21 protein-coding genes and 1 pseudogene are annotated in these 24899 nt (G+C 72.8%); 10 read left to right on the top strand and 12 right to left on the bottom strand.

Features of this window, described 5'->3' with window-relative positions:
- The first annotated feature begins 64 nt into the window (after positions 1–64).
- The 3 genes from AB0E62_RS00625 to AB0E62_RS00615 all read left to right on the top strand — a co-directional run bounded on the left by AB0E62_RS00625 (position 65) and on the right by AB0E62_RS00615 (position 3707).
- The gene (locus AB0E62_RS00625; RefSeq protein WP_362185885.1) at positions 65–1072 is read left to right on the top strand and encodes an LLM class flavin-dependent oxidoreductase; all 1008 of its coding nucleotides are present in this window, start codon (positions 65–67) and stop codon (positions 1070–1072) included.
- 79 nt (positions 1073–1151) lie between these two features.
- Positions 1152–1346 carry an antitoxin gene (locus AB0E62_RS00620; protein ID WP_362185882.1) on the top strand — a complete coding sequence of 65 codons (195 nt, stop codon included), beginning with the start codon at positions 1152–1154 and terminating at the stop codon, positions 1344–1346.
- A gap of 30 nt (positions 1347–1376) precedes the next feature.
- On the top strand, positions 1377–3707 hold the full coding sequence (locus tag AB0E62_RS00615) for an excinuclease ABC subunit UvrA (RefSeq protein ID WP_362185879.1): 2331 nt from the start codon (positions 1377–1379) through the stop codon (positions 3705–3707).
- Positions 3708–3737: 30 nt separating this feature from the next.
- Here AB0E62_RS00615 and AB0E62_RS00610 read toward each other — a convergent pair whose 3' ends face one another.
- The 6 genes from AB0E62_RS00610 to AB0E62_RS00585 form a co-directional block, all read right to left on the bottom strand.
- The gene (locus AB0E62_RS00610) at positions 3738–4604 is read right to left on the bottom strand and encodes a lysophospholipid acyltransferase family protein (protein WP_362185876.1); all 867 of its coding nucleotides are present in this window, start codon (positions 4602–4604) and stop codon (positions 3738–3740) included.
- Positions 4604–5374: a GNAT family N-acyltransferase gene (locus tag AB0E62_RS00605; RefSeq protein WP_362185873.1), complete on the bottom strand. Its 771-nt coding sequence runs from the start codon at positions 5372–5374 to the stop codon at positions 4604–4606. The genes AB0E62_RS00610 and AB0E62_RS00605 overlap by 1 nt, the downstream gene beginning before the upstream one ends.
- A 140-nt stretch (positions 5375–5514) precedes the next feature.
- Entirely contained in the window at positions 5515–6543 is a 1029-nt protein-coding gene (locus AB0E62_RS00600) for a hypothetical protein (RefSeq protein WP_362185871.1), read from the bottom strand.
- 95 nt (positions 6544–6638) lie between these two features.
- On the bottom strand, positions 6639–7388 hold the full coding sequence (locus AB0E62_RS00595; protein ID WP_362185868.1) for a succinate dehydrogenase/fumarate reductase iron-sulfur subunit: 750 nt from the start codon (positions 7386–7388) through the stop codon (positions 6639–6641).
- On the bottom strand, positions 7385–9331 hold the full coding sequence (locus AB0E62_RS00590) for a fumarate reductase/succinate dehydrogenase flavoprotein subunit (RefSeq protein WP_362185865.1): 1947 nt from the start codon (positions 9329–9331) through the stop codon (positions 7385–7387). Before AB0E62_RS00590 ends, AB0E62_RS00595 begins: the two co-directional genes overlap by 4 nt.
- A 2-nt stretch (positions 9332–9333) precedes the next feature.
- The gene (locus AB0E62_RS00585; RefSeq protein ID WP_362185862.1) at positions 9334–10005 is read right to left on the bottom strand and encodes a succinate dehydrogenase; all 672 of its coding nucleotides are present in this window, start codon (positions 10003–10005) and stop codon (positions 9334–9336) included.
- Between the two features lie 120 nt (positions 10006–10125).
- On the opposite strand from AB0E62_RS00585, the gene AB0E62_RS00580 reads away from it, so the two are divergent.
- Positions 10126–11010, top strand: a complete 885-nt coding sequence (locus AB0E62_RS00580; RefSeq protein WP_362185859.1) for a LysR substrate-binding domain-containing protein — start codon at positions 10126–10128, stop codon at positions 11008–11010.
- A gap of 9 nt (positions 11011–11019) precedes the next feature.
- Here the strand turns inward: AB0E62_RS00580 and AB0E62_RS00575 are convergent, their stop codons facing one another.
- Positions 11020–11910, bottom strand: coding sequence for an NAD(P)H-binding protein (locus AB0E62_RS00575; protein ID WP_362185857.1), 891 nt, complete (start codon positions 11908–11910; stop codon positions 11020–11022).
- Positions 11911–12043: 133 nt separating this feature from the next.
- Between AB0E62_RS00575 and AB0E62_RS00570 the strand changes: the two genes are divergently transcribed.
- Positions 12044–13003: a LysR family transcriptional regulator gene (locus AB0E62_RS00570; RefSeq protein WP_362185854.1), complete on the top strand. Its 960-nt coding sequence runs from the start codon at positions 12044–12046 to the stop codon at positions 13001–13003.
- A 156-nt stretch (positions 13004–13159) separates the two neighbouring features.
- Here AB0E62_RS00570 and AB0E62_RS00565 read toward each other — a convergent pair whose 3' ends face one another.
- Both AB0E62_RS00565 and AB0E62_RS00560 read right to left on the bottom strand, forming a co-directional pair.
- A complete protein-coding gene (locus tag AB0E62_RS00565) occupies positions 13160–15298 on the bottom strand; it encodes an EAL domain-containing protein (protein WP_362185852.1) in 2139 nt (712 codons plus the stop codon).
- Positions 15295–16107 carry an SAM-dependent methyltransferase gene (locus AB0E62_RS00560; protein WP_362185849.1) on the bottom strand — a complete coding sequence of 271 codons (813 nt, stop codon included), beginning with the start codon at positions 16105–16107 and terminating at the stop codon, positions 15295–15297. The genes AB0E62_RS00565 and AB0E62_RS00560 overlap by 4 nt, the downstream gene beginning before the upstream one ends.
- A gap of 1229 nt (positions 16108–17336) precedes the next feature.
- Between AB0E62_RS00560 and AB0E62_RS00555 the strand changes: the two genes are divergently transcribed.
- Both AB0E62_RS00555 and AB0E62_RS00550 read left to right on the top strand, forming a co-directional pair.
- The gene (locus AB0E62_RS00555; RefSeq protein WP_280117772.1) at positions 17337–17465 is read left to right on the top strand and encodes a hypothetical protein; all 129 of its coding nucleotides are present in this window, start codon (positions 17337–17339) and stop codon (positions 17463–17465) included.
- Between the two features lie 30 nt (positions 17466–17495).
- Positions 17496–18260, top strand: a complete 765-nt coding sequence (locus AB0E62_RS00550) for a hypothetical protein (protein WP_362185846.1) — start codon at positions 17496–17498, stop codon at positions 18258–18260.
- A gap of 133 nt (positions 18261–18393) precedes the next feature.
- On the opposite strand, the gene AB0E62_RS00545 is transcribed toward AB0E62_RS00550, so the two are convergent.
- Complete coding sequence (locus AB0E62_RS00545; RefSeq protein ID WP_362185843.1) at positions 18394–19296, bottom strand: hypothetical protein; 903 nt, start codon at positions 19294–19296, stop codon at positions 18394–18396.
- A gap of 344 nt (positions 19297–19640) precedes the next feature.
- On the opposite strand from AB0E62_RS00545, the gene AB0E62_RS00540 reads away from it, so the two are divergent.
- Positions 19641–20312 (top strand): class F sortase, encoded by a 672-nt coding sequence (locus AB0E62_RS00540; RefSeq protein ID WP_362185840.1) that lies wholly within the window; start codon positions 19641–19643, stop codon positions 20310–20312.
- 12 nt (positions 20313–20324) lie between these two features.
- Here AB0E62_RS00540 and AB0E62_RS00535 read toward each other — a convergent pair whose 3' ends face one another.
- The gene (locus tag AB0E62_RS00535; protein WP_362185837.1) at positions 20325–21161 is read right to left on the bottom strand and encodes a polysaccharide deacetylase family protein; all 837 of its coding nucleotides are present in this window, start codon (positions 21159–21161) and stop codon (positions 20325–20327) included.
- A 158-nt stretch (positions 21162–21319) separates the two neighbouring features.
- Between AB0E62_RS00535 and AB0E62_RS00530 the strand changes: the two genes are divergently transcribed.
- Together AB0E62_RS00530 and AB0E62_RS00525 are read left to right on the top strand one after the other, a co-directional pair.
- Positions 21320–21790 carry a universal stress protein gene (locus AB0E62_RS00530; RefSeq protein WP_362185834.1) on the top strand — a complete coding sequence of 157 codons (471 nt, stop codon included), beginning with the start codon at positions 21320–21322 and terminating at the stop codon, positions 21788–21790.
- Positions 21791–21949: 159 nt separating this feature from the next.
- Positions 21950–22954, top strand: a pseudogene (locus AB0E62_RS00525) (amino acid permease); the annotation flags it as partial.
- Here the strand turns inward: AB0E62_RS00525 and AB0E62_RS00520 are convergent.
- Positions 22932–24899: a recombinase family protein gene (locus AB0E62_RS00520; RefSeq protein ID WP_362186901.1), complete on the bottom strand. Its 1968-nt coding sequence runs from the start codon at positions 24897–24899 to the stop codon at positions 22932–22934. The pseudogene AB0E62_RS00525 and the gene AB0E62_RS00520 sit on opposite strands and share 23 nt — an antisense overlap.

Below are 24899 nucleotides of genomic sequence, written 5' to 3'. Positions count from 1 at the left end.
CCGGCGACCCCCGCGCCGCGAGCGGCCCGGGGAATCCTGCGCGCGTCCGGGCGTTGAACCCTGTGTGAGCAGCACAGTGATCAGCCGCACCCGGTTCTCCGTCCTCGACCGCTCCCGCACCCGCGAGGGGCGTCCGCCCGGCGAGGCGCTGCGGGACACCGTGGCGCTGGCCCGGGAGGCGGAGGCGCTCGGCTACCACCGGTTCTGGGTGTCCGAGCACCACGGCGTGCCCGGGGTCGCCGGGTCCGCGCCGACCGTGCTCGCCGCCGCCGTCGCCGCGGCCACCCGTACCATCCGGGTCGGCACCGGCGGGGTGATGCTGCCCAACCACCGGCCCCTGGTCGTCGCCGAGCAGTTCGGGGTGCTGGAGTCGCTGTTCCCGGGCCGTGTGGACATGGGGCTCGGCCGCTCCGTGGGCTTCACGGACGGGGTGCGCAAGGCGCTCGGCCGGGACAAGGAGGACGCCGAGGACTTCGCGGCCCAGCTCGGGGAGCTGCTGGACTGGTTCACGGGCGGCTCGCCGACCGGGGTGCGGGCCCGCCCCGCGGAGGGGCTGTCCGTGCCGCCGTTCGTGCTGGCCCTGGGCGAGGGCGCGCGCATCGCCGCCCGCGCGGGCCTGCCCATGGTCATCGGCGATCTGCGGGGCCGGGAGAAGCTGCTGCGCGGCATCGACCGGTACCGCTCCCTGTTCCGGCCCTCCCGCTGGGCGGCCGAGCCGTACGTGGTGATCTCCGGCACGGTCGCCGTCGCCAGCACCGAGGCCGAGGCGCGCCGGCTGCTGGTCCCCGAGGCCTGGTCGCTGGCGTACTCCCGCACCCACGGCACCTTTCCGCCGCTCGCCCCCGCCGAGTCGGTGGAGGCCCGCACGATGACGGCCAAGCAGCGGGACATCTACGAGTCCGCGCTCGCCGGGCACATCGCGGGCACGCCGGAGCAGGTCGCGCACGAGCTGGAGACGGTGCTGAAGGAGACGGACGCCGAGGAGGTGCTCGTCACGACCAGCACCTACGACCGTACGGCCCTGCTGGACTCCTACCGGCGGCTGGCGGCGCTGTTCGCGCCGGGCCGGTGATCCCCCGTCCCGAGATGCGATCCCGGCGCGGGCCGGTGACCCTGGGAGGGCAAGCCTGTCAGCGACGAGGAGGGCTGCCATGTCCATGCTGGACAAGATCAAGCAGATGATCAAGGGCCACGAGAGCCAGGCCGACAAGGGCATCGGCAAGGGCGGCGACTACATCGACCAGCGCACCGGCGGCAAGTACCAGTCGCAGGTCGACACCGGGCAGGACAAGCTGAGGGACGAGTTCGGCACCCGGCCGCAGGACCCGGGCAACCCGCCGCGGTAGCGGGGTGCGGGGGCGGATAGAGTTCCCCCGATGCACACCCCTCACGACCCGTACGTCCGCGTCCGCGGCGCCCGCGAGCACAACCTCAAGGGCGTGGACGTGGACATCCCCCGGGACGTGCTGGCCGTGTTCACCGGGGTCTCCGGCTCGGGCAAGTCCTCCCTGGCGTTCGGCACCGTCTACGCCGAGGCCCAGCGGCGGTACTTCGAGTCGGTCGCCCCGTACGCGCGCCGGCTGATCCACCAGGTCGGCGCCCCGAAGGTGAGCGGGATCACCGGGCTGCCGCCCGCGGTCTCGCTCCAGCAGCGCCGCTCGACGCCCACCTCGCGCTCCTCGGTGGGCACGGTCACCAACCTCTCCAACTCGCTGCGGATGCTGTTCTCGCGGGCCGGCAGCTATCCGCCGGGCGCCGAGCGCCTCGACTCGGACGCGTTCTCCCCGAACACGGCTGCCGGCGCCTGCCCCCGCTGCCACGGCCTCGGCCAGGTGCACGACACCACCGAGGAGCTGCTGGTCCCGGACCCCTCGCTGTCCGTCCGCGAGGGGGCGATCGCGGCCTGGCCGGGCGCCTGGCAGGGCAAGAACCTGCGGGACATCCTGGACACGCTCGGCTACGACGTGGACCGGCCCTGGCGGGAACTGCCCGCCGCGCAGCGCGAGTGGATCCTGTTCACCGACGAGCAGCCGGTCGTCACCGTCCACCCGGTGCGGGACGCCGACCGCATCCAACGGCCCTACCAGGGCACCTACATGAGCGCGCGGCGGTATGTGCTCAAGACGTTCTCCGACACCAAGTCGGCCACCCTGCGGGCCAAGGCGGAACGGTTCCTGACCAGCACCCCGTGCGCCGCCTGCGGCGGGAGCCGGCTGCGGCCCGAGGCACTCGCGGTGACCTACGCCGGCCGGACCATCGCCGAACTCGCCGCACTGCCGCTGACCGGCCTCGCCGAACTGCCCGACGGCGGCGACGAGACGGCGCGGGTCCTCACGGCCGACCTGAAGTCCCGGATCGCGCCGGTGGTCGAACTGGGCCTCGGCTACCTCAGCCTGGACCGGGCCGCGCCCACGCTCTCCGCGGGCGAGCTGCAACGCCTGCGCCTGGCCACCCAGTTGCGCTCCGGACTGTTCGGCGTGGTGTACGTGCTGGACGAGCCGTCCGCCGGACTGCACCCGGCGGACGCCGAGGCGCTGCTCACCGTCCTGGAGCGGCTCAAGGCGGCCGGGAACTCGGTGTTCGTGGTGGAGCACCACCTGGACGTGGTGCGCGGCGCCGACTGGGTGGTGGACGTGGGTCCCGGCGCGGGCGAGCACGGCGGGCGGGTGCTCTACAGCGGGCCGCCGGCCGAACTGGCGTCGGTGGCCGGGTCGGCGACGGCCGCCTATCTCTTCGACGAGTCGCCCGGCCCGGCGCGCGAGGTCCGCGAGCCGCGCGGCTGGCTGACGGTGGGCCCGGTGACCCGGCACAACCTGCGCGCGGTCACGGTCCGCGTCCCGCTCGGCGCGTTCACCGCGGTCACCGGGGTCTCCGGGTCCGGGAAGTCCACGCTGGCCGGGGAGCTGACGGCGGAGCTGCCGGGAGTGGGGCGGCTGGTCCGGGTCGACCAGAAGCCCATCGGACGCACCCCGCGCTCCAACCTCGCCACCTACACGGGCCTGTTCGACGTGGTACGGAAGGTGTTCGCGGGCACCGAGGAGGCACGGGCGCGCGGGTACGGGGTCGGCCGGTTCTCCTTCAACGTTCCGGGCGGGCGCTGCGAGACCTGCCAGGGCGAGGGGTTCGTCAGCGTGGAGCTGCTGTTCCTGCCGAGCACCTACGCGCCCTGCCCCGACTGCGCGGGCGCCCGCTACAACCCCGCCACGCTCGAGGTGCCGTACCGGGGGCGGACCGTCGCCGAGGTGCTGGACCTGACCGTGGAGGCGGCCGCGGAGTTCTTCGCGGACGTCCCGGCCGCCGCCCGCAGCCTGCGCACCCTGCTGGACGTGGGCCTGGGCTATCTGCGGCTGGGGCAGCCCGCGACCGAGCTGTCCGGCGGGGAGGCGCAGCGGATCAAGCTGGCGAGCGAACTCCAGCGGGGGCGCCGGGGCCACACCCTGTATCTGCTGGACGAGCCGACGACCGGGCTGCACCCGGCCGATGTGGAGGTGCTGACGGACCGGCTGCACGGGCTGGTCGACGCCGGGCACACGGTCGTCGTGGTGGAGCACGACATGACGGTGGTCGCGGGCGCCGACTGGGTGATCGACCTGGGCCCGGGCGGCGGCGACCGCGGCGGCCGTGTCGTGGCCGAAGGCCCGCCGGAGCGGGTGTCCCGGGCCGGGGGCAGCGCGACGGCGCCCTATCTGGCGCGGGTCATGCCCTGAGCGCCGTGGCCGCCGTGTGCCGTGCCGCCGTCACGCCCTGAGCACCGGGTGGCCCGTGCGTGTGCCGTCGCCGAGCGGGCGCGCCCGGACACCGGTGACCAGGGCCGCGTGGGTCCAGGCGGGCTCCGGGGCGGGTGGCTGGGCGGTGCCGGCCAGGGTGCGGCGGTCGGGGTGGGTGCCCGGGCGGATCAGCGGCCGTACCTCCACCTCGGCGACCAGGCCGCGGGTCCGGGCCACCCGCCACAGCGAGGCCGCGAGGGTGTCCTCGCCGACGAAGGCCGCCGCCGTGCCGGGACCGCCGTCCCCGCGCCGGTAGCGCAGGCCGACCGGCTGGACCGGGACCCCCGCGTCGAGCGCGGCCTGGAAGACGGCCCGGCTGAAGCGGCCCCGGGCACGTCCGCACCAGGTGCTGCCCTCGGGGAAGGCGGTCACCGCCCCGCCCGCGCGCAGGATGCCGGCGATCCGGGCCACCATGCCGGGCAGGGCGCGCAGCCGGTCGCGTTCGACGAACAGGGCCCCGCCGCGCGCGGCGAGCGCGCCCGCCAGGGGCCAGCGGCGGACCTCGGCCTTGGCGAGCATCCGGGCCGGGCGGACGGCGGTGAGCAGCGGGATGTCCAGCCACGACACATGGTTGGCGACCAGCAGCAGCCCGCCGTCCGGCGGGGCGGTGCCGGTGATCCGGACCCGGACCCCGGCGGCCCGTACGATCAGCCCGCACCATTGCCGGACCCACCCGGCGGGCAGCCTCCCGCCGAGCGGAATCAGCGCGATCCCGGCCAGGAGCAGGGCCGCGACCCCGGTCAGCCGCAGCACGGCCCGGGGGACGGACGCCTCTGCCCGGGCGGGCTCCGCACAGGCGTCCGGGGTGCAGGGCGCGGTGGGCAGCCAGCCGCTCATCAGGCCGGGACGAGGGAGAGGAAGTGCCGCAGATAGCGCGGGTCGACCCGGCGCATCGACAGCAGCACGTACAGATCGGCGACGCCGAAGCCGGGATCGTGCGCGGGCGGTCCGCACACCCAGGCGCCGAGCCGGAGGTAGCCGCGCAGCAGGGCGGGCAGTTCGGTGCGGCCGGCGGGGGCCGTGGCGGGCGGGGTCCACGGCAGCAGCGGCCGGACCCGGAACTCCTCGGGCGCCAGGTGCCGCTCGCGCATCCGTCGCCAGGTGCCGGCGGCGAGGGCACCGCCGTCGGCTAGCGGTACCGAGCAGCAGCCGGCCAGCCACTCGTGGCCCCGGTCGGTCATGTAGCGGGCTATGCCGGCCCAGATCAGGCCGATGACCGCGCCGTCGCGGTGAGCGGGGTGGACGCAGGAGCGGCCGACCTCGACCAGGTGGGGCCGGATCGCGTCGAGCGCGGCGAGGTCGAACTCGCCGTCGGAGTAGAGCCGGCCGGCGACGGCGGCCCGCTCGGGCGGCAGCAGCCGGTAGGTGCCGACGATCTGCCCGGTCGCCTCCTCGCGGACGAGGAGGTGGTCGCAGTAGGCGTCGAAGGCGTCGATGTCGTGCCCCGGCTCGGGGGACGCGAGCAGGGCTCCCAGTTCCCCGGCGAAGACATCGTGCCGCAGCCGCTGCGCGGCCCGCACGTCGGCCTCGTCGCGGGCGAGGGTGACGGTGTAGCGGGCGGGTCCCGGGGGGTGCGGGGGGCGGTCGAGGGTGGGCGCACCGGTCATGGGCTGCTCCTGGGGGCGGGCCGGGTCGGCGGGGGCGGCGGGCCCGGTCGGTGCGGCCCGCCGCCTCTGTTCTTCCGACGCCGGTTGGCGCCCGCGTGACCGGTGTCAGGAGCACGGATGTGAGGGTGGTGAACGCCCGGTCAGCCGTCCGCGGCGGCGCAGCCGGCGAGCAGCCGCCGGGCCTCGTCCGCACCGAGCACCCGCTCCAGGACGAGGTCGCCCTTCATGTGCGGGAAGAAGCGGCCCGCGGGCCAGCTCCGCTCGTAGGACGGCGGGTCCAGGACGAGCAGGCGTACGCCGTCCACGACGGGGATGTCCGAGGGGGTGCCCTCGTTCCACACCCAGTCGCCCAAGGGGGTGACGAGGTTGAACGAGCCGATGGTGTCCACCTGTCCGGGCCGGTCCCGGCAGACGGCGGCCTCCTCGGCGGACGGGGCCCGGCCGGGCAGGTGGCCGCCGCCTATGAGGACGTCGGCGAGCAGCGTGTGCAACTGGAAGTTGTCGCCGATGCCGGTCATGCGCAGGGCGTAGCCGGTGCCGGTGGGGCGGTCGAGGACGACGAGGGGTTCGTCGTCCAGGACCAGCAGGGCGTAGGCCAGGCACTTGAAGACGTACCCGGAGTCCTCCTCCACCGAGCGCAGTGTCCGCAGCAGGCGGGTGCGGGTGCCGTCGTCCAGGGCGGTGCGGACGGCGGCGTGGTCGAGCAGGGCGACGGCGGCCATCTCCCAGTGGTGCAGGGTGAGCCAGGCGACGGCCAGGTCGGGGTCCACCCGGTCGAGGAGGTCCTCGGGCGGTTCCTCGGCCTGCGGGTCGGGGAAGTCGCCGCCGCCGGTGGCCGCCCAGCGGTCGCAGAACGCGCGGGCGTCGTCGAGGGCCCCGGCGAGGCCGGCGAGGACGTACGGTGCGCAGGGGGTGGGGTCGGCGCCGCGTTCGACGCAGGCTCCGACGAGCACGGCGATGGTGGCGCGGGGCGCGGCCGGCATCTCGTCCAGGATGGCCGCCAGGCGCGGTCCGGCCTGCCGGAAGTCCTGGTCGTCCGCCTCCCCGAAGTACCGGCGCAGGTCGTCGAAGTACTGCTGTGAGCGGTCGGCGTCCTGCTCGCGGACGGCGGCCTCGAAGCCGGCCACGGCATCGCGGAACCGTTCCGTCCGCTTGTTTCCGGAGATCATGGCGGCAGGCTACCGGGGCCCGGAACACCAGACGGGGCCGGGTGAGCACCTCCCCGGCCCCGCCCGCCCGCCACTGGTCGGCGAACGTCTCGGGGTTACCGCTTGCCGGCCTTCCGGGTGGCCCGCAGCCACTCCTTGTTCATGCCGGTGATGGACATCAGCGGGATGCCCTTGGGGCACGCGGTGGCGCACTCGCCGGTGAGCGTGCACCCGCCGAAGCCCTCCGCGTCCATCTGGGCCACCATGTCCAGCACCCGGCTCTCCCGCTCGGGCGCGCCCTGGGGCAGCACGTTGAGGTGGTTGACCTTGGCGGAGGTGAACAGCATCGCCGCGCCGTTGGGGCAGGCGGCGACGCACGCCCCGCAGCCGATGCACTCGGCGTGCTCGAACGCGAAGTCGGCGTCGGCCTTGGGCACCGGGGTGGCGTGGGCCTCCGGCGCGGAACCGGTGGGGGCGGTGATGTAGCCGCCGGCCTGGATGATCCGGTCGAACGCCGACCGGTCCACCACCAGGTCCTTGATCACCGGGAAGGCGGACGCCCGCCACGGCTCGATGTCGATGGTGTCGCCGTCCTTGAAGGACCGCATGTGCAGCTGGCAGGTGGTGGTGCGCTCCGGCCCGTGCGCGTCGCCGTTGATGACGAGGCTGCACGCGCCGCAGATGCCCTCGCGGCAGTCGTGGTCGAAGGCGACGGGCTCCTCACCGGACAGGATGAGCTGTTCGTTGAGGACGTCCAGCATCTCCAGGAAGGACATGTCGGGCGAGATGTCGTCCACCTCGTAGGTGGACATCGCTCCTTCGGCGTCGGCGTTCTTCTGCCGCCAGACGCGCAGGGTGAGCTTCATGCGTAGCTCCGCTGGGTGGGGTGGACGTACTCGAAGACCAGGTCTTCCTTGTGCAGGACGGGGGCCTCGCCGGTGCCGGTGAACTCCCAGGCGGCGGCGTAGGAGAACTCCTCGTCCTTGCGGGCCGCCTCGCCGTCGGCGGTCTGGGACTCCTCGCGGAAGTGGCCGCCGCAGGACTCGGTGCGGTGCAGCGCGTCGAGGCACATCAGCTCGGCCAGCTCCAGGTAGTCCACGATGCGGTTGGCCTTCTCCAGCGACTGGTTGAACTCCTCGCCGGTGCCGGGGACCTTGATCCGGCGCCAGAACTCCTCGCGGATCTGCGGGATGCGCTCCAGGGCCTTGCGCAGCCCGGCGTCGGAGCGGGCCATGCCGCAGAACTCCCACATCAGCTCGCCGAGTTCGCGGTGGAAGGAGTCCGGGGTGCGGTCGCCGTCCACCGCCAGCAGCAGGTTGATCCTGTCCTCGGTCCCGGCCAGCACCTCCTGGACGACGGGGTGCTGGTCGGTGACCGGGTCCTGGCGGGGGTGGCGGGCGAGGTAGTCGTTGATGGTGGCCGGCAGCACGAAGTAGCCGTCGGCCAGGCCCTGCATCAGGGCGCTCGCGCCGAGGCGGTTGGCGCCGTGGTCGGAGAAGTTGGCCTCGCCGATCGCGAACAGGCCGGGGACGGTGGTCTGCAGGTCGTAGTCGACCCACAGGCCGCCCATCGTGTAGTGCACGGCCGGGTAGATCCGCATCGGGACCTCGTACGGATCCTCGTCGGTGATCCGCTGGTACATGTCGAAGAGGTTGCCGTACTTGGCCTCGACCGCCTTGCGCCCCATGCGCGTGATGGCGTCGGCGAAGTCCAGGTACACACCCTGGCCGCCGGGGCCCACTCCCCTGCCCTCGTCGCAGACGTTCTTCGCGGCCCGGGAGGCGATGTCCCGGGGCACCAGGTTGCCGAAGGACGGGTAGATGCGCTCCAGGTAGTAGTCGCGCTCGTCCTCGGGGATCCGGTGCGGCGGGCGGGTGTCGCCCTTGGCCTTGGGCACCCAGATCCGGCCGTCGTTGCGCAGCGACTCGCTCATCAGGGTCAGCTTGGACTGGTGCTCGCCGGTGCGCGGGATGCAGGTGGGGTGGATCTGGGTGAAGCAGGGGTTGGCGAAGTAGGCGCCGCGCCGGTGCGCCCGCCAGATGGCGGTCGCGTTGGAGTTCATGGCGTTGGTCGACAGGTAGAAGACGTTGCCGTAGCCGCCGGAGGCGAGGACGACGGCGTCCGCGAAGTAGGTGTCGATCTTCCCGGTGATCAGGTCCCGGGCCACGATGCCGCGCGCCCGCCCGTCGACGACGATCAGGTCCAGCATCTCGGTGCGGGGGTGCAGCTCCACGTTCCCGGCGGCGATCTGCCGGGACAGCGCCTGGTAGGCGCCGAGGAGGAGCTGCTGACCCGTCTGGCCGCGGGCGTAGAAGGTGCGGGAGACCTGGACGCCGCCGAAGGAGCGGGTGTCGAGCAGGCCGCCGTACTCGCGGGCGAACGGCACGCCCTGGGCCACGCACTGGTCGATGATCTCCACGGAGATCTGCGCGAGCCGGTGCACGTTGGACTCGCGGGCGCGGAAGTCGCCGCCCTTGACGGTGTCGTAGAACAGCCGGTGGACGGAGTCGCCGTCGTTGCGGTAGTTCTTCGCCGCGTTGATGCCGCCCTGCGCGGCGATGGAGTGGGCCCGGCGCGGCGAGTCCTGGTAGCAGAACTGGACGACGTGGTAGCCCTGTTCGGCGAGGGTGGCGCCGGCGGAGCCGCCCGCGAGGCCGGTGCCCACCACGATCACCGTGTGCTTGCGCCGGTTGGCCGGGTTGACCAGCTTGGCCTCGAACCGGCGCCTGTCCCAGCGCTCGTGGACCGGGCCGGACGGGGCCTTGGTGTCGGCGACCGGGGCACCGGTCGTGTAGTCGGTGTAGGTCATGGTCAGCTCACCACTCCGGTCATGACGCCCACGGGTACGGCGATGAAACCGGCCGTGAGCAGCAGCGCGAGGACGTTGGCGACGGTCTTCAGGGCGCGGTCGCGGGCGCGGCTGCCGACGCCGAGGGTCTGGGCGGCGCTCCAGAAGCCGTGCCGGATGTGCAGGCCGAGCGCGAGCATCGCGACGATGTAGACGACGTTGCCGTACCAGGTGGAGAAGGTGTCCACGACGTTCTGGTACGGGTGTCCCTCCTGGAAGCCGCCGGGGTGCACGGTGCCGGTGGTCAGGTCGAGGATGTGCCAGACGATGAACAGCCCGAGGATGACCCCGCCCCAGCGCATGGTGCGCGTCGCGTAGCTCGCCCGCGGTTTGCCGTGGACGTACTTGGTGGGGCGTGCCTTGAGGTCGCGGCGGCTGAGCTGGTAGGCGGAGGTGGCGTGGGCGACCACGGCGACGATCAGGACGACCCGGATCAGCCAGAGCGTCCACTCGTAGTGCATGAAGGGTTCGCCGACGGTGCGCAGCCAGTGCGCGTAGTGGTTGAACTCCCCGGCCCCGAAGAAGATCTTCAGGTTGCCGATCACATGGGCGACCAGGTACAGCAGCATGATCACGCCGCTGACGGCCATGACCGTCTTCTTGCCGACGGAGCTGTCCCACACGGTACGCGCCATGGACGGCCGTCGGTCCGTCCGCGTTGCCAGAGCCATGGAACAGCACGCTAGGGCCGAAGGTCCCGATCGGTCCAAGACATGGTGCAGCTTGTTTCCATAGGCTGCGACTATTGTGGCCGGATGCAGTTCCAGCAGCTCCAGTACTTCGTGGCCGTCGCCGAGACCCGGCACTTCACCCGCGCCGCCGAACGGGTCCATGTGGCCCAGCCGTCGCTGTCGCAGCAGATCCGGGCGCTGGAGCGGGAGCTGGGCGCGGACCTGTTCCTGCGCGCGCGGGGCAACATCACGCTCACCGACGCCGGCGAGGCACTGCTGCCGCTGGCCCGGCGGATCCTGGCCGACGCGGACACCGCCCGGCACGAGGTGCAGGAGCTGGTGCAGCTGCGGCGGGGGCGGGTGCGGCTCGGGGCGACGCCGAGCCTGTGCACCGGACTGCTGCCGGATGTGCTGCGCGCCTTCCACGACCGGTACCCGGGCATCCGGCTGCTGATCGAGGAGGGCGGCTCGCACGACCTGGTGCGGGAGCTGGCGCGCGGCGCGCTCGACCTGGCCCTGGTCGTGCTGCCGCTGCCGACGCCGGCGCCCGCGCTGACCACGGTGGAGCTGCTCCGCGAGGACCTGGTGGTGGTGTCCTCGCCGGAGGCGCCGGCGCCCGGCCCGGGCGGGCGGGTGATCCGCATCGCCGACCTGGCGGGTGAGCGGCTGGTGATGTTCCGGCACGGGTACGACCTGCGGGAACTGACGGTGGCCGCGTGCCGGGCGGAGGGCTTCGAGCCGGACTTCGCGGTGGAGGGCGGCGAGCTGGACGCGGTGCTGGGGTTCGTCCGGGCCGGGCTGGGGGTGGCGGTGGTGCCGCGCATGGTCGCCACCCGGGCCGGGCGCGGGCTGCGGGTGACCCCGCTGGCCCGGCCCGGACTGCACCGTACGATCGCCCTCGCCCACCGCAGCGACGTGGCCCCGCCGCGGGCGGCGCGCGAGTTGCAGCGGATGCTGCTGGAGCGCTGAGCGGCGGGCTCAGCCGAGGACGGCGGGCCGGAACACCTCCTCGCACCACTGCCGGAAGCCGGTCGGCGCGGTGTCGGGGGTGACGGGCACGCCGGCACCGTAGAAGTCCTGGTCGGTGAGGGCGCGCGTCATGTCGGCGAGGCCCTGGGCCGCGTCCTCGCTCACGCCGTACCGCAGCAGCGCCGCCTTCTGGTCCTCGGCGTCGGCCCGGCGGAAGCGGACCGGCCGCTCCAGCGCCTCGGACACCACCCGGGCCATGTCCTCGGGCGTCAGGGCGTCGGGGCCCACCAGCGGTACGTCCGCCTGACCGGTCCAGGACCCGTCCAGCAGCAGCCGCGCCGCCGTGGTACCGATGTCCCGGGTGGCGCAGGTGCGCAGCACCCGGTCGCCGGGCAGCGCCATCGTCAGCTCACCGCCGTCGCGCACCGCGGCGGCCTGGGTGAGCAGGTTCTCCATGAGGTACGGCGGGCACAGCGCGCGGTGGTGCACACCGGTGGCCCGGATCTCTTCGTCGGCGGCCAGCGAGGCCGAGATCGGCCCGGCGTTCCGGGCCACCCCGCGGCCCAGGGTGGAGACGGCGACGACCCGCTCCACACCCTGGGCCGCGATGGCGTCGACGAGGGGCCGGGTGAAGGAGCGGAAGTGGCCCTCGACGCTGTCGGCGGCGAGCGACGGCGGCACCAGCCAGAACACCCGGTCGGCGCCCGCGCACGCCTTGGCCATGACATCGGGGTCGGCGTGCGAGCCGGTGACGGCCTCCACGCGGTCACGGACTACGGGGGCCAGGCGGGCGGGGTCGCGGACGACGACGCGCACCGGGCCCGCCGCGTCCCCGGCGTCGAGGAGGGAGGCGAGGACCTGGCCGCCGATCTGGCCGGTCGGGGTGGTGACGAGGATCATGGGGGCTCCGGGAGGTGCGTTCGATCAGCGGAAGAAGACGTGCCCGAGCCTGCCCGCCGGGTGCCGGGAACTGAAGGTCCGGCCGGCTCAGGGTTGTTACCCTCAGGGCAATACCGAGCGGAACGGGGTGGGGATGGATTCCCGTCAGGCGCACTACTTCGTCGCCGTGGCCGAGGAGCTGAACTTCGCCCGCGCCGCCGAGCGGCTGGGTATCTCCCCGCCGCCGCTGTCCCGCGCGATCCGCCGGCTGGAGGCCGAGCTGGGCGTGCCCCTGTTCCTCCGGACCACGCACAGTGTCGCGCTGACGGAGGCGGGCGAGGCGCTGCTGCCCGAGGCGCGGTTCGCGCTGGACGCCCTGGAGGCGGCCGGACGGCGGGCGCGGCGCGCGGCCGGACCGGGCCGGAAACTCGTCCTGGCGGTCAAGGCGGACGGCGACGCGGGCCTGCTGGAGCCCCTCCTGGAGCACTACGCCGCCCGGCCCGGCGCCCTCCCGGTGACGGTCCGGCTGTGCGCGTGGCAGGAACAGCCGGGGCTGCTGCGGCGCGGGGAGGCCGATGTGGCGCTGCTGCACGAGCCGTTCGACGGAACCGGGCTGGACAGCGAGCCCCTGCTCGCCGAGGGCCGGGTCGTCGCCCTCGGTTCGGCCCACCCCCTCGCCGGCCGCGACCGGGTCACCCTGGCCGACCTCGGCCTGCGGCCCGACAAGCTGCACCGGTTCCTGGAGGAGACCCGCAGCGCGGACCGGGACCTGGCCCAGCTGCTCACCCGCGTCGCGCTGGGCGACGCGGTCGCCGTGCTCCCGGCCTCCGTCGCCGGCCGCTATCCGCGCCCCGGGGCCGTCTACCGGCCCGTCACGGACGCGCCGCCCTCGGTCCTGTCCGTCGCCTGGCCCCAGCAGTCCCGCTCCCTGGCCGCGGCGGCCCTGGTACGGTCGGCGACGCGCGTGGCCGCCACGGCACGCGGCGCGGGGGCCGGCGCGCCGGCCCCCGTGGCCACGGCCGCCGGGCCGCTCCCGCCCACGGGCAGGCGGCGGACCGACGCGACGGACCCCGGCCGTCCGGCCGCCCAGCCGCTCCGGAGCACCCACGCGTAGCCGGCCGGCCCGGCGGCCCCGCCCCGGGGAACGGGGCGTCCTTCCGGTCGTGCGGCCTGCCGCCGTCATCGCGCCCGGGTTCCGCGGGAGGCCCCGCGCCGGGCGAGGCGTCGCGCATGCGGAAAGGACCGGCGGGGCGCGGGGGCCCGGCGCCGGTCAGCCCGTCGCGTCGACCAGGGTCAGGTCGTGGAGCCGCTCCAGGGGACCCGGGCGGGCGTAGTACCAGCCCTGGGCCGTGTCGCAGCCCAGGATGCGCAGTTGCTCGGCCTGGGCGCCGGTCTCCACGCCCTCGACCGTGACCGCCAGGTCGAGACTGTGCGCGAGGGAGACGATGCCCTCCACGATCTTCAGGTCGACGGGGTCGGCGGGGAAGCGCTGCATGCCCTGGGTGAAGGAACGGTCGAGCTTGAGGATGCTGACCGGCAACCGGCGCAGGTTGGCGAGGTTCGAGTAGCCGGTGCCGAAGTCGTCCAAGGCGATGTCGACGCCCATCTCGGCGAGCCGGCGCAGAGGTTTGAGGAGGTCGTCGTCGGCGCCGATGAGCGCGGACTCGGTGACCTCCAGGCACAGCGCGTCCGGGGCGACGCCCGCGCGTTCGAGGATGTCGACGGTGTCCTGCACCAGCCCGGGGTGGCCGAGCTGGCAGGGCGAGAGATTGACGTTGATCCGCAGCGGGCCGGACTGCCCGCCGTGCCGTTCACGCCAGGCGCGGGCCTGCCGGATCGACTCCTCCAGCACCCAGCGGCCGAGCGGCACGATCAGCCCCGTGTGCTCGGCGAGCGGGATGAACCGGTCCGGGCCGAGCACCCCGTGCTGCGGGTGCAGCCAGCGCACCAGGGCCTCGGCGCCGCGCACGCTGCCGTCGCCGAGGTGCACCAGGGGCTGGTACTCGATGAAGAACTCGCCGCGTTCCAGGGCGGTCGGCAGGGCCGTGGTCAGACCGTGCCGGGTGATGGCGCGGGCGTCGGCCTCGGGGTCGGCGGTCTCCGCGCGGTTGCCGCCCGCCGACTTCGCCCGGTACATGGTGATGTCGGCGCTGCGCAGCACCTCGGCGGCGGTCCGCTCACCGGCCGGGCCCTCCACGATGCCCAGGCTGCCGCGGACCAGCAGGTCCCGGCCGTCGATGCTGATGGGGGTCACGAGCGCGTTCATGATGCGCTCGGCGAGTTCGTCGATCCCGCGCTCGGTGTCGGGGCCGGTCGTCAGGGCCACGAACTCGTCGCCGCCGAGCCGGGCGACCATCTCGCCGGGCGCGGTCGCGCAGGACTGGAGCCGGTCGGCGACCTCCACCAGCAGCCGGTCGCCGGCCGCGTGACCGAGGCTGTCGTTGATGGTCTTGAAGCCGTCCAGGTCCAGGTAGCACAGGCCGAAGCGCTGGCCCTCGCCCGCGTTCAGGGCCTTCTCCAGCCGCTCGAAGAACAGGGTGCGGTTCGGCAGGCCGGTCAGGGCGTCGTGGGTGGCCTCGTAGCGCAGCCGCAGATTGAGCAGCCGGCGCTCGGTGGTGTCCTCCATGAGGGCGAGCTGGTACTGCGGGCTGCCGTCGGCGTCGCGCAGCAGCGAGACGGTCAGATTGGTCCACAGGACCGTTCCGTCGGGCCGGTTGAACGCCTTCTCCACGTGGTAGTGCTCGCGCTCGCCGCGCACCAGTTCCTCGTACAGCCGGTGGATCTGCGGGGCGTCCTCGGGGTGGACCCAGTCCTGGACGCGCCGGCCGCGCAGCGTCTGCTCCGAGAGGCCGAACATGCGCAGCAGCGCCTCGTTGACCTGGAGGACGTTGCCGTCGAGGTCGGCGATGCCGATCCCTATGGCGGCGCCCTCGAAGACCGCGCGGAAACGGGCCTCGCTGGCGTGCAGCGCCTGGGCGACCACGCCCTGTGCGCGCAACGCGGCCTGGGCGATGGCCTCCTGCTCGGCGCGGGTGCGCTCGCGCAGCGCCTGGGCGTAGCCGGCGGCCATCGCGTGCTGCAACCGGGAGGAGCGCAGCCGCAGTTCGTCCTGGGGGCCGTCCTCGCCGCAGTACAGGACCAGATAGGCGTCGACGCAGTCCAGGGTGCGGACCAGTGCCTCGGGGTCGGTGCAGTGCGCGCCGACCAGGGCGGCCCCGACCGCCTTCGCCGCGTCCGCGTCGAAGTTGCGGGCGCGCAGCAGCTCGCTCAGCCGGCGGGCGAGCGGAAGGAGTTGTTCCGCGAACTCGGCGCGGATCAGCGACGTGGAGGTGACCGGGTAGACCGCCCGGCTCCAGATGGTCGTGAGCCGGCGCAGTCTGTCCTCCGGCCCGTCCGGTTCCGCGCTCACGCCGAACGCCCCACACCGGCGAATCCGGCGAAGGCATACGGATCCTCGTCCTCCGGCGCCGAATCCGGGCGCCAGTGCGGCATCTGCACCAGTCCGGGTTCCACCATGTCGTACCCCTCGAAGAACCGCGCGACCTCGTCGCGCGAGCGCATGATCAGCGGGTTGCGAATGTCCTTGTATACGTCCACCGCGCCCTCGGCCCGCTCGGCGGGCAACGGGATTCCCTCGTACGTGGCATGGGTGAGGATCAGCAGGCTGCCGGGCGCGAGCGCCTCGCGCAGCTCGGCCACCGCGCCGTACGGGTCGTCCGCGTCGTCCACGAAGTGCAGTATGGCAACGAGCAGCAGCGCCACGGGCCGCCGCAGATCGAGGAGCCGCTCCAGCCGGGGGCTGGTCAGGATCTCCCGGGGCTTGAGCAGGTCGGCCGCGATCACGTCCGCGTCGTCGTTGCCGGCCAGCACGGCCTCGCTGTGCGCGACGGCCACCGGGTCGTGGTCGACGTAGACCACCCGGGCGCCCGGTGCGGCGGCCTGGGCCACCTCGTGGACGTTGCCGAACGTGGGGATGCCGGAGCCGATGTCGAGGAACTGGGTGATGCCCTCGCCGGCCGCGAACCGCACCGCGCGGCGCATGAACGCGCGGTTGGCCTGCATGACCTTCGGCAGGCCCGGCATGAACTCCATGGCCCGGCGCGCCGCCTCCCGGTCCACCTCGAAGTTGTGCGAACCGCCCAGGTAGTAGTCGTAGATCCGCGAGACGCTCGGCACCGAGATGTCGATGCTGCGTGGGGCCCAGGCAGGACGCTCCATGTATGTCTCCAAAGCGTGGACAGGTTAAGGCGATCCGGTGTTCGAGCTGAGGCTACTGATCGCCCGCCAAAGGAGCGACCCGAAACGGAAATTGACCATCCGTTCCCGGTCACTGCCTGCGGCAAGTGCCCGTACGACCCCGGTGCGTGACGGGTTGGGCGGGGTGATCGGCTCTGGGGAGGTGATCTGTCCGCCCTGCGCGCCGGCCGGCCGGGAAAGTGTGGACGCGCCGGGCAGTTGACGGTCTTCACGAAGCGGTGGAAGGTCATGCCCGCGCGGCCCGCGACGGTCTCCCCGAGCAGCCCCGGGGCGACGCCGGCGACGGCGGCGGGGACCGGCGATCACGTGGTGGCGCAGTGGCCGGGGCCGACCGCCGCGGTGAACGTGCCCGCCGCGACCGTGACCCCGGTGTTCCGGGCCGCCGGCACGAGGGTGGTGCCGGCGTCCTGTCCGCACGCGGTCCGCGCCGCCGCACGGTCACGGGTACGTGGGGAGGGAGGCGCCGCGTCCAATGGCGGGCGGAGGTTCTCCCACGGCGCGGTGAAGGCTCCGGCAGACGGAGTGGTTGGCATATGCGCCCTTTTCGCGCGGTAAACGTCCGGCCGCCCAATCTCCCTCTTTCGGAGCAATATCCGGCCGCTGTGGGGTCATACGCCATCCCTCGCCTCATGATCGGCGTCGTGCATGGACCCCGAGTGACCCGACGCGCGCCCGCCGCACGGGTGCTGGCCCTGCTGACGCTGACCTGGGCCCTGGTGGGCTGGCCGGCGGGCGGCGCGTCGGCCGACGCCTGCGCGTACGCCTCGACGGGCCCGGACGGCACGGTCGCGGTGGCCCACGCCGGCGGTCACCACCGGCCCCACCCACCGGGCCACCCCCACTGGCCCCACCCGCCCGGTGTTCCCCACTGGCCCGACCCGCCCTGCCCGAAACCGCCGCCCCCGTGCCCGCCCGAGCCGACGCCCACACCCACACCCACTCCCCCGCCGGAGCCCACTCCCCCGCCGGAGCCCACCCCGCCGCCGGAGCCGGCACCGACCCCGCCGCCTCCCCCGGAACCGACCCCCACGCCCACTCCGTCACCCACGCGCACGCCCGCACCCCGGCCACCCGCCCGGCCCGCCCCCATCCGCACCCCCACCCCCACACCCCCACCCACCCGGGCCCCGGAGCCCCCGCCCGAGCCGGCGCCCGCGCCCACGCCCACCCCCCGGCCCGCCGTGACCCCCGTGAGTTACCCGGTGTACCACCCGCACACCGTCCGCCGCCCGGCGCGCCGGCACACCACTCCCGTCACCTACGTCCTGCTCATCACCGTCCCCGCGATCGTGGCCGTCGCCGCCCTGCGCCCGCGCTGACGCGCCGGCCCCTCACCCTGGAGGCATCCGTTGTCGGATTGGCTTGTTCTCGTCCTTGCGATGGCGGGGGCCTGTGCCGTGGTCGTCGTCATCACACTGGTGCGGCAGCGGACGGCCTCCGAGGACGAGGATCCCAGCGAGACCCCCGATGTCATCGAGTACATGACGATGTGGATCGGCGTCATCTACGCCATCGTCCTGGGGCTGGCCATCGCGGGCGTGTGGGAGGCCCGCAGCGCGGCGCAGGACCATGTGCAGGCGGAGGCCCAGGCGCTGCACGAGATCTCGGAGCGGGTGCGCGTGTACCCGCCGGACGTGCGGGACCGCATCCGCGAGGACGTGGAGACCTACGTCGGGTACGTCGTCCACACCGAGTGGCGGCGGATGGCGGACGAGCAGCAGGTCACCGAGCACGGCGCCGAACTCCTGGGCCGCGTCCGGGCGGACGTCACCGACTACCGGCCGCGGAACGACTTCGAGGCACAGGCCTACCAGCCGCTGCTGGACCAGCTGGCCGCCGCCGACCAGGAGCGCAACGCGCGCGCCGACTCCACCGGGGTGACCATGCCGCCGGTCGTGTGGTGGGGCCTGATCACCGGCGGACTGATCACCATCGGCATGGTGTTCGCGCTGCAGATCCGGCGCACCGGAAGGGAGTTGGCCCTGGCCGGGCTGTTCTCGGCGACCATCGCCTTCATGCTGTTCCTCATCTGGGACTTCGACGCGCCGTTCAGCCGGGGCATCGCGGTGACCGCGGAACCGTTCCTGACGATGTTCCCGGGCGCCGGCGGCTGACTTCAGGCCACCGACAGGCCTTCGCCCCCGCTTCCCCGCGGAACGCGGAACCGGGGCGAAGGCCTGTCGTCATGCGGATGCCCGGCGCGGTGACGGCCGCACCGGCCCCTGACCTCGAGGGCACGCCGTGGGATCAGACCCCCTTCTCGTGCCGGCGGCGCAGCCAGAAGGCGCCCCCGCCGACCAGGGCCGCGGTCACCAGCCCGCCGCCGATGGCCATGTCGGTGGGCGTCGCGCCGCTGGTCCGGCTGCCGCCGAGGCCGCCGTTGACCCCGCCGAGCACGGTGAAGGCGTCCCGGCGGGTCAGGGTGCGGCCGTCGCAGCGGACGGTGACGCTGTACCGGCCGCGCCGGGCGTCGCGGTCGACGAAGGCGACGCCCCGCGCGGTGTCGTCACGGAACGACTCCAGCCGGACGGTGCCGAAGGCGTCGGAACTCGCGGTGCCGCCCCGGCAGCCGTTCACGATGATGGTGAGGCGGCCTCCGGCGGGCAGTACGTCGGGGGTGACGAAGATGTCGTGCGTGTTGCCGAAGCCCTCGTCGTGACCCTCGCCTCCGTTCCCGTGCCCGAAGTCGCCTCCCCGGTCGCCGGGTCCCTCGCCGCCACGCCCGTTGCCCTCGCCCCCGCGGCCGTTGCCCCCGCCTTCCCCTCCACGGCCGTTCCCGAACCCTTCACCCCCGCGCCCGTTCCCCTCGCCGCCGCGCCCGTTGCCCTCGCCCCCGCGTCCGTTCCCCTCGCCGCCCCGGCCGTTCCCGTTCCCGTTCCCGTTCCCGTTGAAGTTTCCGTTGCCGTTGCCGTTGAAATTCCCGTTCCCGTTGCCGTTGAAGTGGCCGTTGCCGTTGGCGTTGCCGTTCCCGGGGAAGACGCCGTTGCCGTTGAAGGTGCCGATGTTGCCGGTGCCGGGGACGATGACCGTGGTGTCGGTGCCGCTCGGCCCGCCTCCGTTGCCCATGCCGTCCGCGACGGCCACGGGGACGGCGAGCCCGAGGACGGCGACCGTGGTGCACGCCGCCGTCAGGGCACGTTGGTTGCGCATGTGATCCTCCGCGGGAGGTCACCGGGTCCCGTCCCCGGTGGATCGGCGAGATTCACCTCCCGGCACGACCCTCGGGCGCGCGGAACACGCCCGCATGTCGAGAATGGTCCGTCCTGGTGAGCCGACACACCGGCATATCAGCGCATGATCGGATATTGCCGCAGGTCACGGACCGTCAGAAAAAACCTGGGGACGGCAACTCGGATGGCTCACCGGGCCCGCGGCCGGCCACCCGTTCGCCGATCGCCCCGTCGCCCGCCGCCCGCGCGGGACTTAGCGTTTTCCCATGCGCGCCGGACCATGCGCGAGGGACGTGGCGCGACCGCGTCGAGAGGGGATGGCGAATGTCTGCGTCCAAGCCGGCCTGGCTTGCCGAGGAGGAGGAACGGCGGAAGAGGCGCGCTCCGTGGGGCGTGATAGCGCTGGTGCTGCTGACCGGGCTTGCCCTCATCCGCAACGGCTCCGGAGAGTTCGACGTCGGGCCGCCGCAGCCCGCCTCGGCGGCGGCCCCGGACGTCCACGCCACCCTCGGCACCCTCGCGCCCGCGCCCGCCGCGCTGCCGTTCTCGCCGGTGCAGCGGGTGCGCATCCCGGCGATCCGGGTGGACGCGCCCGTCGTACAGGTCGGCCTTGACCCGGACGGCTGGGTCGCCGCGCCGCCGCCGGAGAACCCGGGCCAGGCCGGCTGGTTCACCGGCGCGGTGTCCCCCGGGGAGAAGGGCACCGCGGTCATCGTCGGCCATGTCGACAACCAGCGGGGCCCCGCCGTGTTCTACGGCCTCGGTGCCCTGAAGAAGGGGAACCAGGTCGAGGTCGCACGCCAGGACGGAAGGACCGCCGTGTTCGAGGTCTACGGCGTCGAGGTCTTCGCGAAGAACGACTTCCCCGGCGACCGGGTCTACGGTTCCAAGGGCGCCCCGGAACTGCGGGTCATCACCTGCGGAGGCGGTTTCTCGAAGCAGAACGGCTACGACGGGAACGTCGTCGTCTTCGCCCGCCTGGCCGCGGTGGTCTGACCCGGCGGGCCCTCACATCCGTCGGCGCGGCACGGTGAGCTGATAGCCGGAGTCGAGCAGGTGGGGCAGCCATTCGCGGATCGCGCGGACGGTCTGCGAACGGTCGCCCCCGGCGTCGTGCGAGAGCACCACGACGCCGGGGGCGGCGCCGCTCTCCACCCGGTCCACGATGGTGGCGGTGCCGGGCTCCATCCAGTCGGTGGTGTCCACGGTCCACGCCATCGGCTCCATGCCCATCTCCGCGCCCAGTTGGAAGGTGGCCCGGTTCCAGGCGCCGTAGGGCGCGCGGAACCACTGGGGGCGGTCGCCGTAGGTGTCCTCGATGATGTCGCTGGTGCGCTCCATCTCGGAGCGGATCGCCGCACGGCCGAGGGTCGTCAGCAACGGGTGGGTCCAGGTGTGGTTGCCGACGACATGGCCCTCCTCGGCCATCCGGGCCAGCAGTTCCCGGTTGTCCACGACGCACTCCCCGCAGACGAAGAACATCGCCCGTACGCGGTGCCGGGCCAGGGTGTCGAGGATGTGCGGGGTGTAGTCCGGGTGGGGGCCGTCGTCGAAGGTCAGCACCATGTGCCGGCCGCGTCCGGAGATCCGCAGGATGGGCTCGTCGCGCACCTTGAGCTTGCGGGGCGGGGTGCGCGGCGGCCCGTAGCCGGTGATCGGCCGGAGCCGGAAGGCGGAGGGGCCCAGGGCCGGGCGGGCCTGGGGGCCCGGGGCGGGGGGCCGGACTGCCCGGACGGTCTCCTCGCCGTCGCCCGCGAGGACGGCTCCCGCGGTACCGGCCGAACCGAGCGCGGCGACGCCGGCGAGGAGCATCCGGCGCCGCGTGAACAACTGATCCTTCTGCATGACCCATCAGTCGCCCGGCCGGGCGCCGCCGCACCGCAACGCCGTCGGTGCGGCGGCGGTAATGCACCCGGACAGCGGAGCCGGCGGGCACCTCCGCACCCACCCGGCGGACGGACCCTGCCATGGGCTGGAACTGCGCGTTCCGCTAGCCTCGGGGCGTGACGGAACAGCACGAACAGCCTTCGCCCACGTTCGAGCGGGGCACGGACGGCCCGAAGGTCATCGTCGTCGGCGTGGACGGCTCGGACTCCTCGTTGCGCGCCGCCGCGTACGCCGGGGGCCTGGCCCGGCGCCAGCACGCGCTGCTGGCCGTGGTGTACGTGCAGCCGGTGCTCGCGGCGGGCGCGGCGCTCGGGGCACCGGTGGCCGACACGACCGACGAGATCGCCGAGGACCTGATCGCGCAGATCCGGGAGGCGGCCGAGCGGGTCAAGGGGATATTCGAGGTGCGCTGGGAGTTCCACACCTTCCGCGGCGACCCGTACGGCGGGCTGGTGAAGGCGGCGGACGAGCTGAAGGCGGACGCGGTGGTGGTGGGCGCGTCGGAGCAGGCCGGCCACCGGATCATCGGTTCGGTGGCGATCCGCCTGGTGAAGGCGGGCCGCTGGCCGGTGACGGTCGTGCCGTAGCCGCCGGCGGCGACACCCCGGCCGGGACCGGCGGGCGGGGCGGACGTGTGCCCCGTACCCGGACGGCCCCCGGGCCGTGCGTGGCGTCTTCCCTGGGCAGCGGTGCTGGGACATCATGATCCGCCGTCAGCCGTTGCCGTCGGCGAAGGAGTGAGACCCATGGGCAGGCTCCGCACGGGTGAGGGGATCCTCCGCCGCAAACCCATCGAGCACATCGAGGAGACCGAGGTCGGCAAGGGCAGCCGGCTGGAGAGGTCGCTGGGGCTCTGGCAGCTCACCGCGATCGGGGTGGGCGGCATCATCGGCGCGGGCGTCTTCACGCTGGCCGGCACGGTGGCCAATGGCACGGCCGGGCCCGCGGTGCTGGTGTCCTTCCTGATCGCCGGTGTGGCGAGCGCCTGCGCGGCGCTGTCGTACGCCGAGTTCGCCGGGATGATCCCCAAGGCGGGCTCGGCCTACACCTACGGGTACGCGGTGCTCGGCGAGTTCGCGGGCTGGTTCATCGGCTGGGACCTGCTGCTGGAGTACACGGCGATCGTGTCCGTGGTGGCCATCGGCATCTCCGGCTACTTCGGCTTCCTGGTCAGGGAGATGGGTGCCGATCTGCCGCAGTGGATGCTGGGCGCGCCCGGCACCGGCGGCGGGCACCGGGTCAACCTGTTCGCGGCCGTGCTGTGTCTGCTCATCGCCTGGCTGCTGAACCTGGGCATCCGCAGCGCGGCCCGCTTCGAGACGTTCGTGGTCGCCCTGAAGGTGCTGGTGGTGCTGCTGGTGATCGGGGTGGGCGTGTTCCACATCGACACCGGGAACTACCACCCGTTCTTCCCGTACGGGCTCAGCGGGGCGTTCACGGGTGCGGCGACGGTGTTCTTCGCGGTGTTCGGCTACGACGCGATGTCGACGGCGGCCGAGGAGTCGAAGGACGCCCAGCGGCACATGCCGAAGGCGATCGTCTATTCACTGGTCATCTCGATGGTGCTGTACGTGGCGGCCTGCCTGGTGCTGACGGGCATGCAGAACTACAAGGAGATCGACAAGGAGAGCGGCTTCTCCGACGCGTTCAAGTCGGTCGGCCTGGACGCGCTGGCGGATGTGATCGCGGTCGGGGCGATCATCGGCATCCTCACGGTGATGTTCACGTTCATGCTCGGGGTGACCCGGGTTCGTTCGAGTGAACATTACTTCCAAGCAGCAATTCCGGGATGACCCACAGGCGGATGTGGGTCGGCGGGATCGGCGTGGGGTCGTACGGCTCCACGCCCGGTAGGCCCTTCAGTCGCTCCATGAGCTGCGGCCACAGGCCGCTGTCCATCCACTCCAGACTGACCTTCCGCAGCGCCTCGCCGTCGCCGTACTCCTTGGGCAGCTTGCCCCAGGAGACACCCGTACGGACCTTCTCCAGCATCCCCGCCAGCGCCCGCCGGGGATCCCGGCCTGGCGCAGCAGGAACGATGTCCTTCACGCGATCCCAGGCTTCATCGGTCAGGTCCGGAACCTGGTGTCCGTGTTCACGGAACCACGCAATCAGCGAGCAGCGCACGCCGCCCTTTCCCCGCGGAATCGGCCCCGTCACTGTGATCTCGGCTTCGAGCAGCGTGAGCAGTCGAGCCTGCTTTTCGGGCGAGAGACGCCCGAATCGCTCCTGGGCGGCCCTGGCAAGCTTGACGAGGTCTTCGGCCCTCATCACCGCCTCCGATGCCTCCTTTTGCCAGGCTGCGGCTTCGTTACGCAGCCTTTCCAGGTCGGCCAGCTGCTTGTTCAGGGGCCGGACGGCGTCAGTCGCTTCGGCAACGGCCTCCGCTTCATCAAGACCGCGATCCAGAGCCTCGCTGATCGCAACCGTACGTGTAACCTTGATGGTTTTCTTCTGTCGCTCAATCTTGGCGTCAAGGTCTTTGATGCGGTCCTCGAAGTTCACATCCCGCTGGGCTGACTGGTCAATCCAGTCAGCCGCCACCTGCTCCAAGCGTTCCAAGTCGCTCAGGGATGCCCGCACGCGGCGCCATACGTCCTTCTCCAGCGCCTCGGCCGGGATCATCTGGCACTTGTGGCCGCGCTTGCCGCACCGGTACCGGGCTTCGCGCTTGCCGGTGGGATTCCAGCCCGTATACGTGCTTCCGCAAGGGCCGGTGAGCCTACCGCTGAGCATGTAGACCCGCCCGCGACCGAGAGCAGGCCCCTTCTCGGCCAACTTGATAGCCTCTTTCAGCTCCTCCTTTTCGTCGTCTGTGAAGGCGGGGGGAAGGTCGATAACCACGGTCTCGCCGTACAGGGGATTACCGTTCCGGTCGAGCTTGGAGCGGTCCGGCCGGCGAAAGACCATTCGGGAATGCAGCAGGGCGTCCCCAGTCAGGATGTTGCGCAGGTTAGCGTCCGACCACGGCACGCCGCTTCGGGTGAACAACTGCTCTGCGTTCAGCAGATCGGCCGCCTTCACCCAGTTCCGGTGTTCCACGAACAGCTCCCGCCCGCGGCGGGCTACCGAAATCTCGTGGTACTGAGTGCAGCCCTCGCCGTGCTCACAGACGTCCAGGACGAGCCGACTCATCTTCTTCTTGCCCATGTCCTTGATGCGATAGCCGAAAGGTACGTAGCCGCCCGGGTATCCACCTTCTTCGGCGTGTTCCTGCACGCCGCTCTGAGTGCGGGTCCGGATGCGCGTGTACTCCTTGAAGGCGTAGTTCGCCTCCTCGCGCATCTTGTCGCGGCCCTCGTCCGTGGTGTTGTCGATGTCCAGCTTGGCGTCAGCTACGAAGACTCCGTGGTCTTCGAGCTTCCACACCCAGGGGTAGTACGCGCGGTCAGCGCGGCCGATCACTCGGCCTTCCGGCACTACGACCACATCGAAGGGACGCGGCTCCTGAACAGCCATCTCCATGAGCCGATTGAGGTCCGGCCGCTCCGTCCAGTCCAAGGAACCCGAGATTCCCTCATCGGCGAAGGTTGTGATGTAGGCCCAGTCCTTCTTCTCGATGTACCGCTTGGCCCTCTTAACGCCGGCCTCGATGCCGTAGCCCTTGGCCTGCTCCTCTGTCGAGACACGGGCGTAGATCACGGCCCGGAGCTGACCGGGTTGCACGGCCTGCTGCGCCACATCGATGGCGCTCAT

The organism is Streptomyces sp. NPDC038707 (assembly GCF_040636485.1).
Lineage (GTDB): Bacteria > Actinomycetota > Actinomycetes > Streptomycetales > Streptomycetaceae > Streptomyces.
Note: the sequence above shows the minus strand (reverse complement) of the source record. Positions and strands in the feature narration are given on the sequence as shown.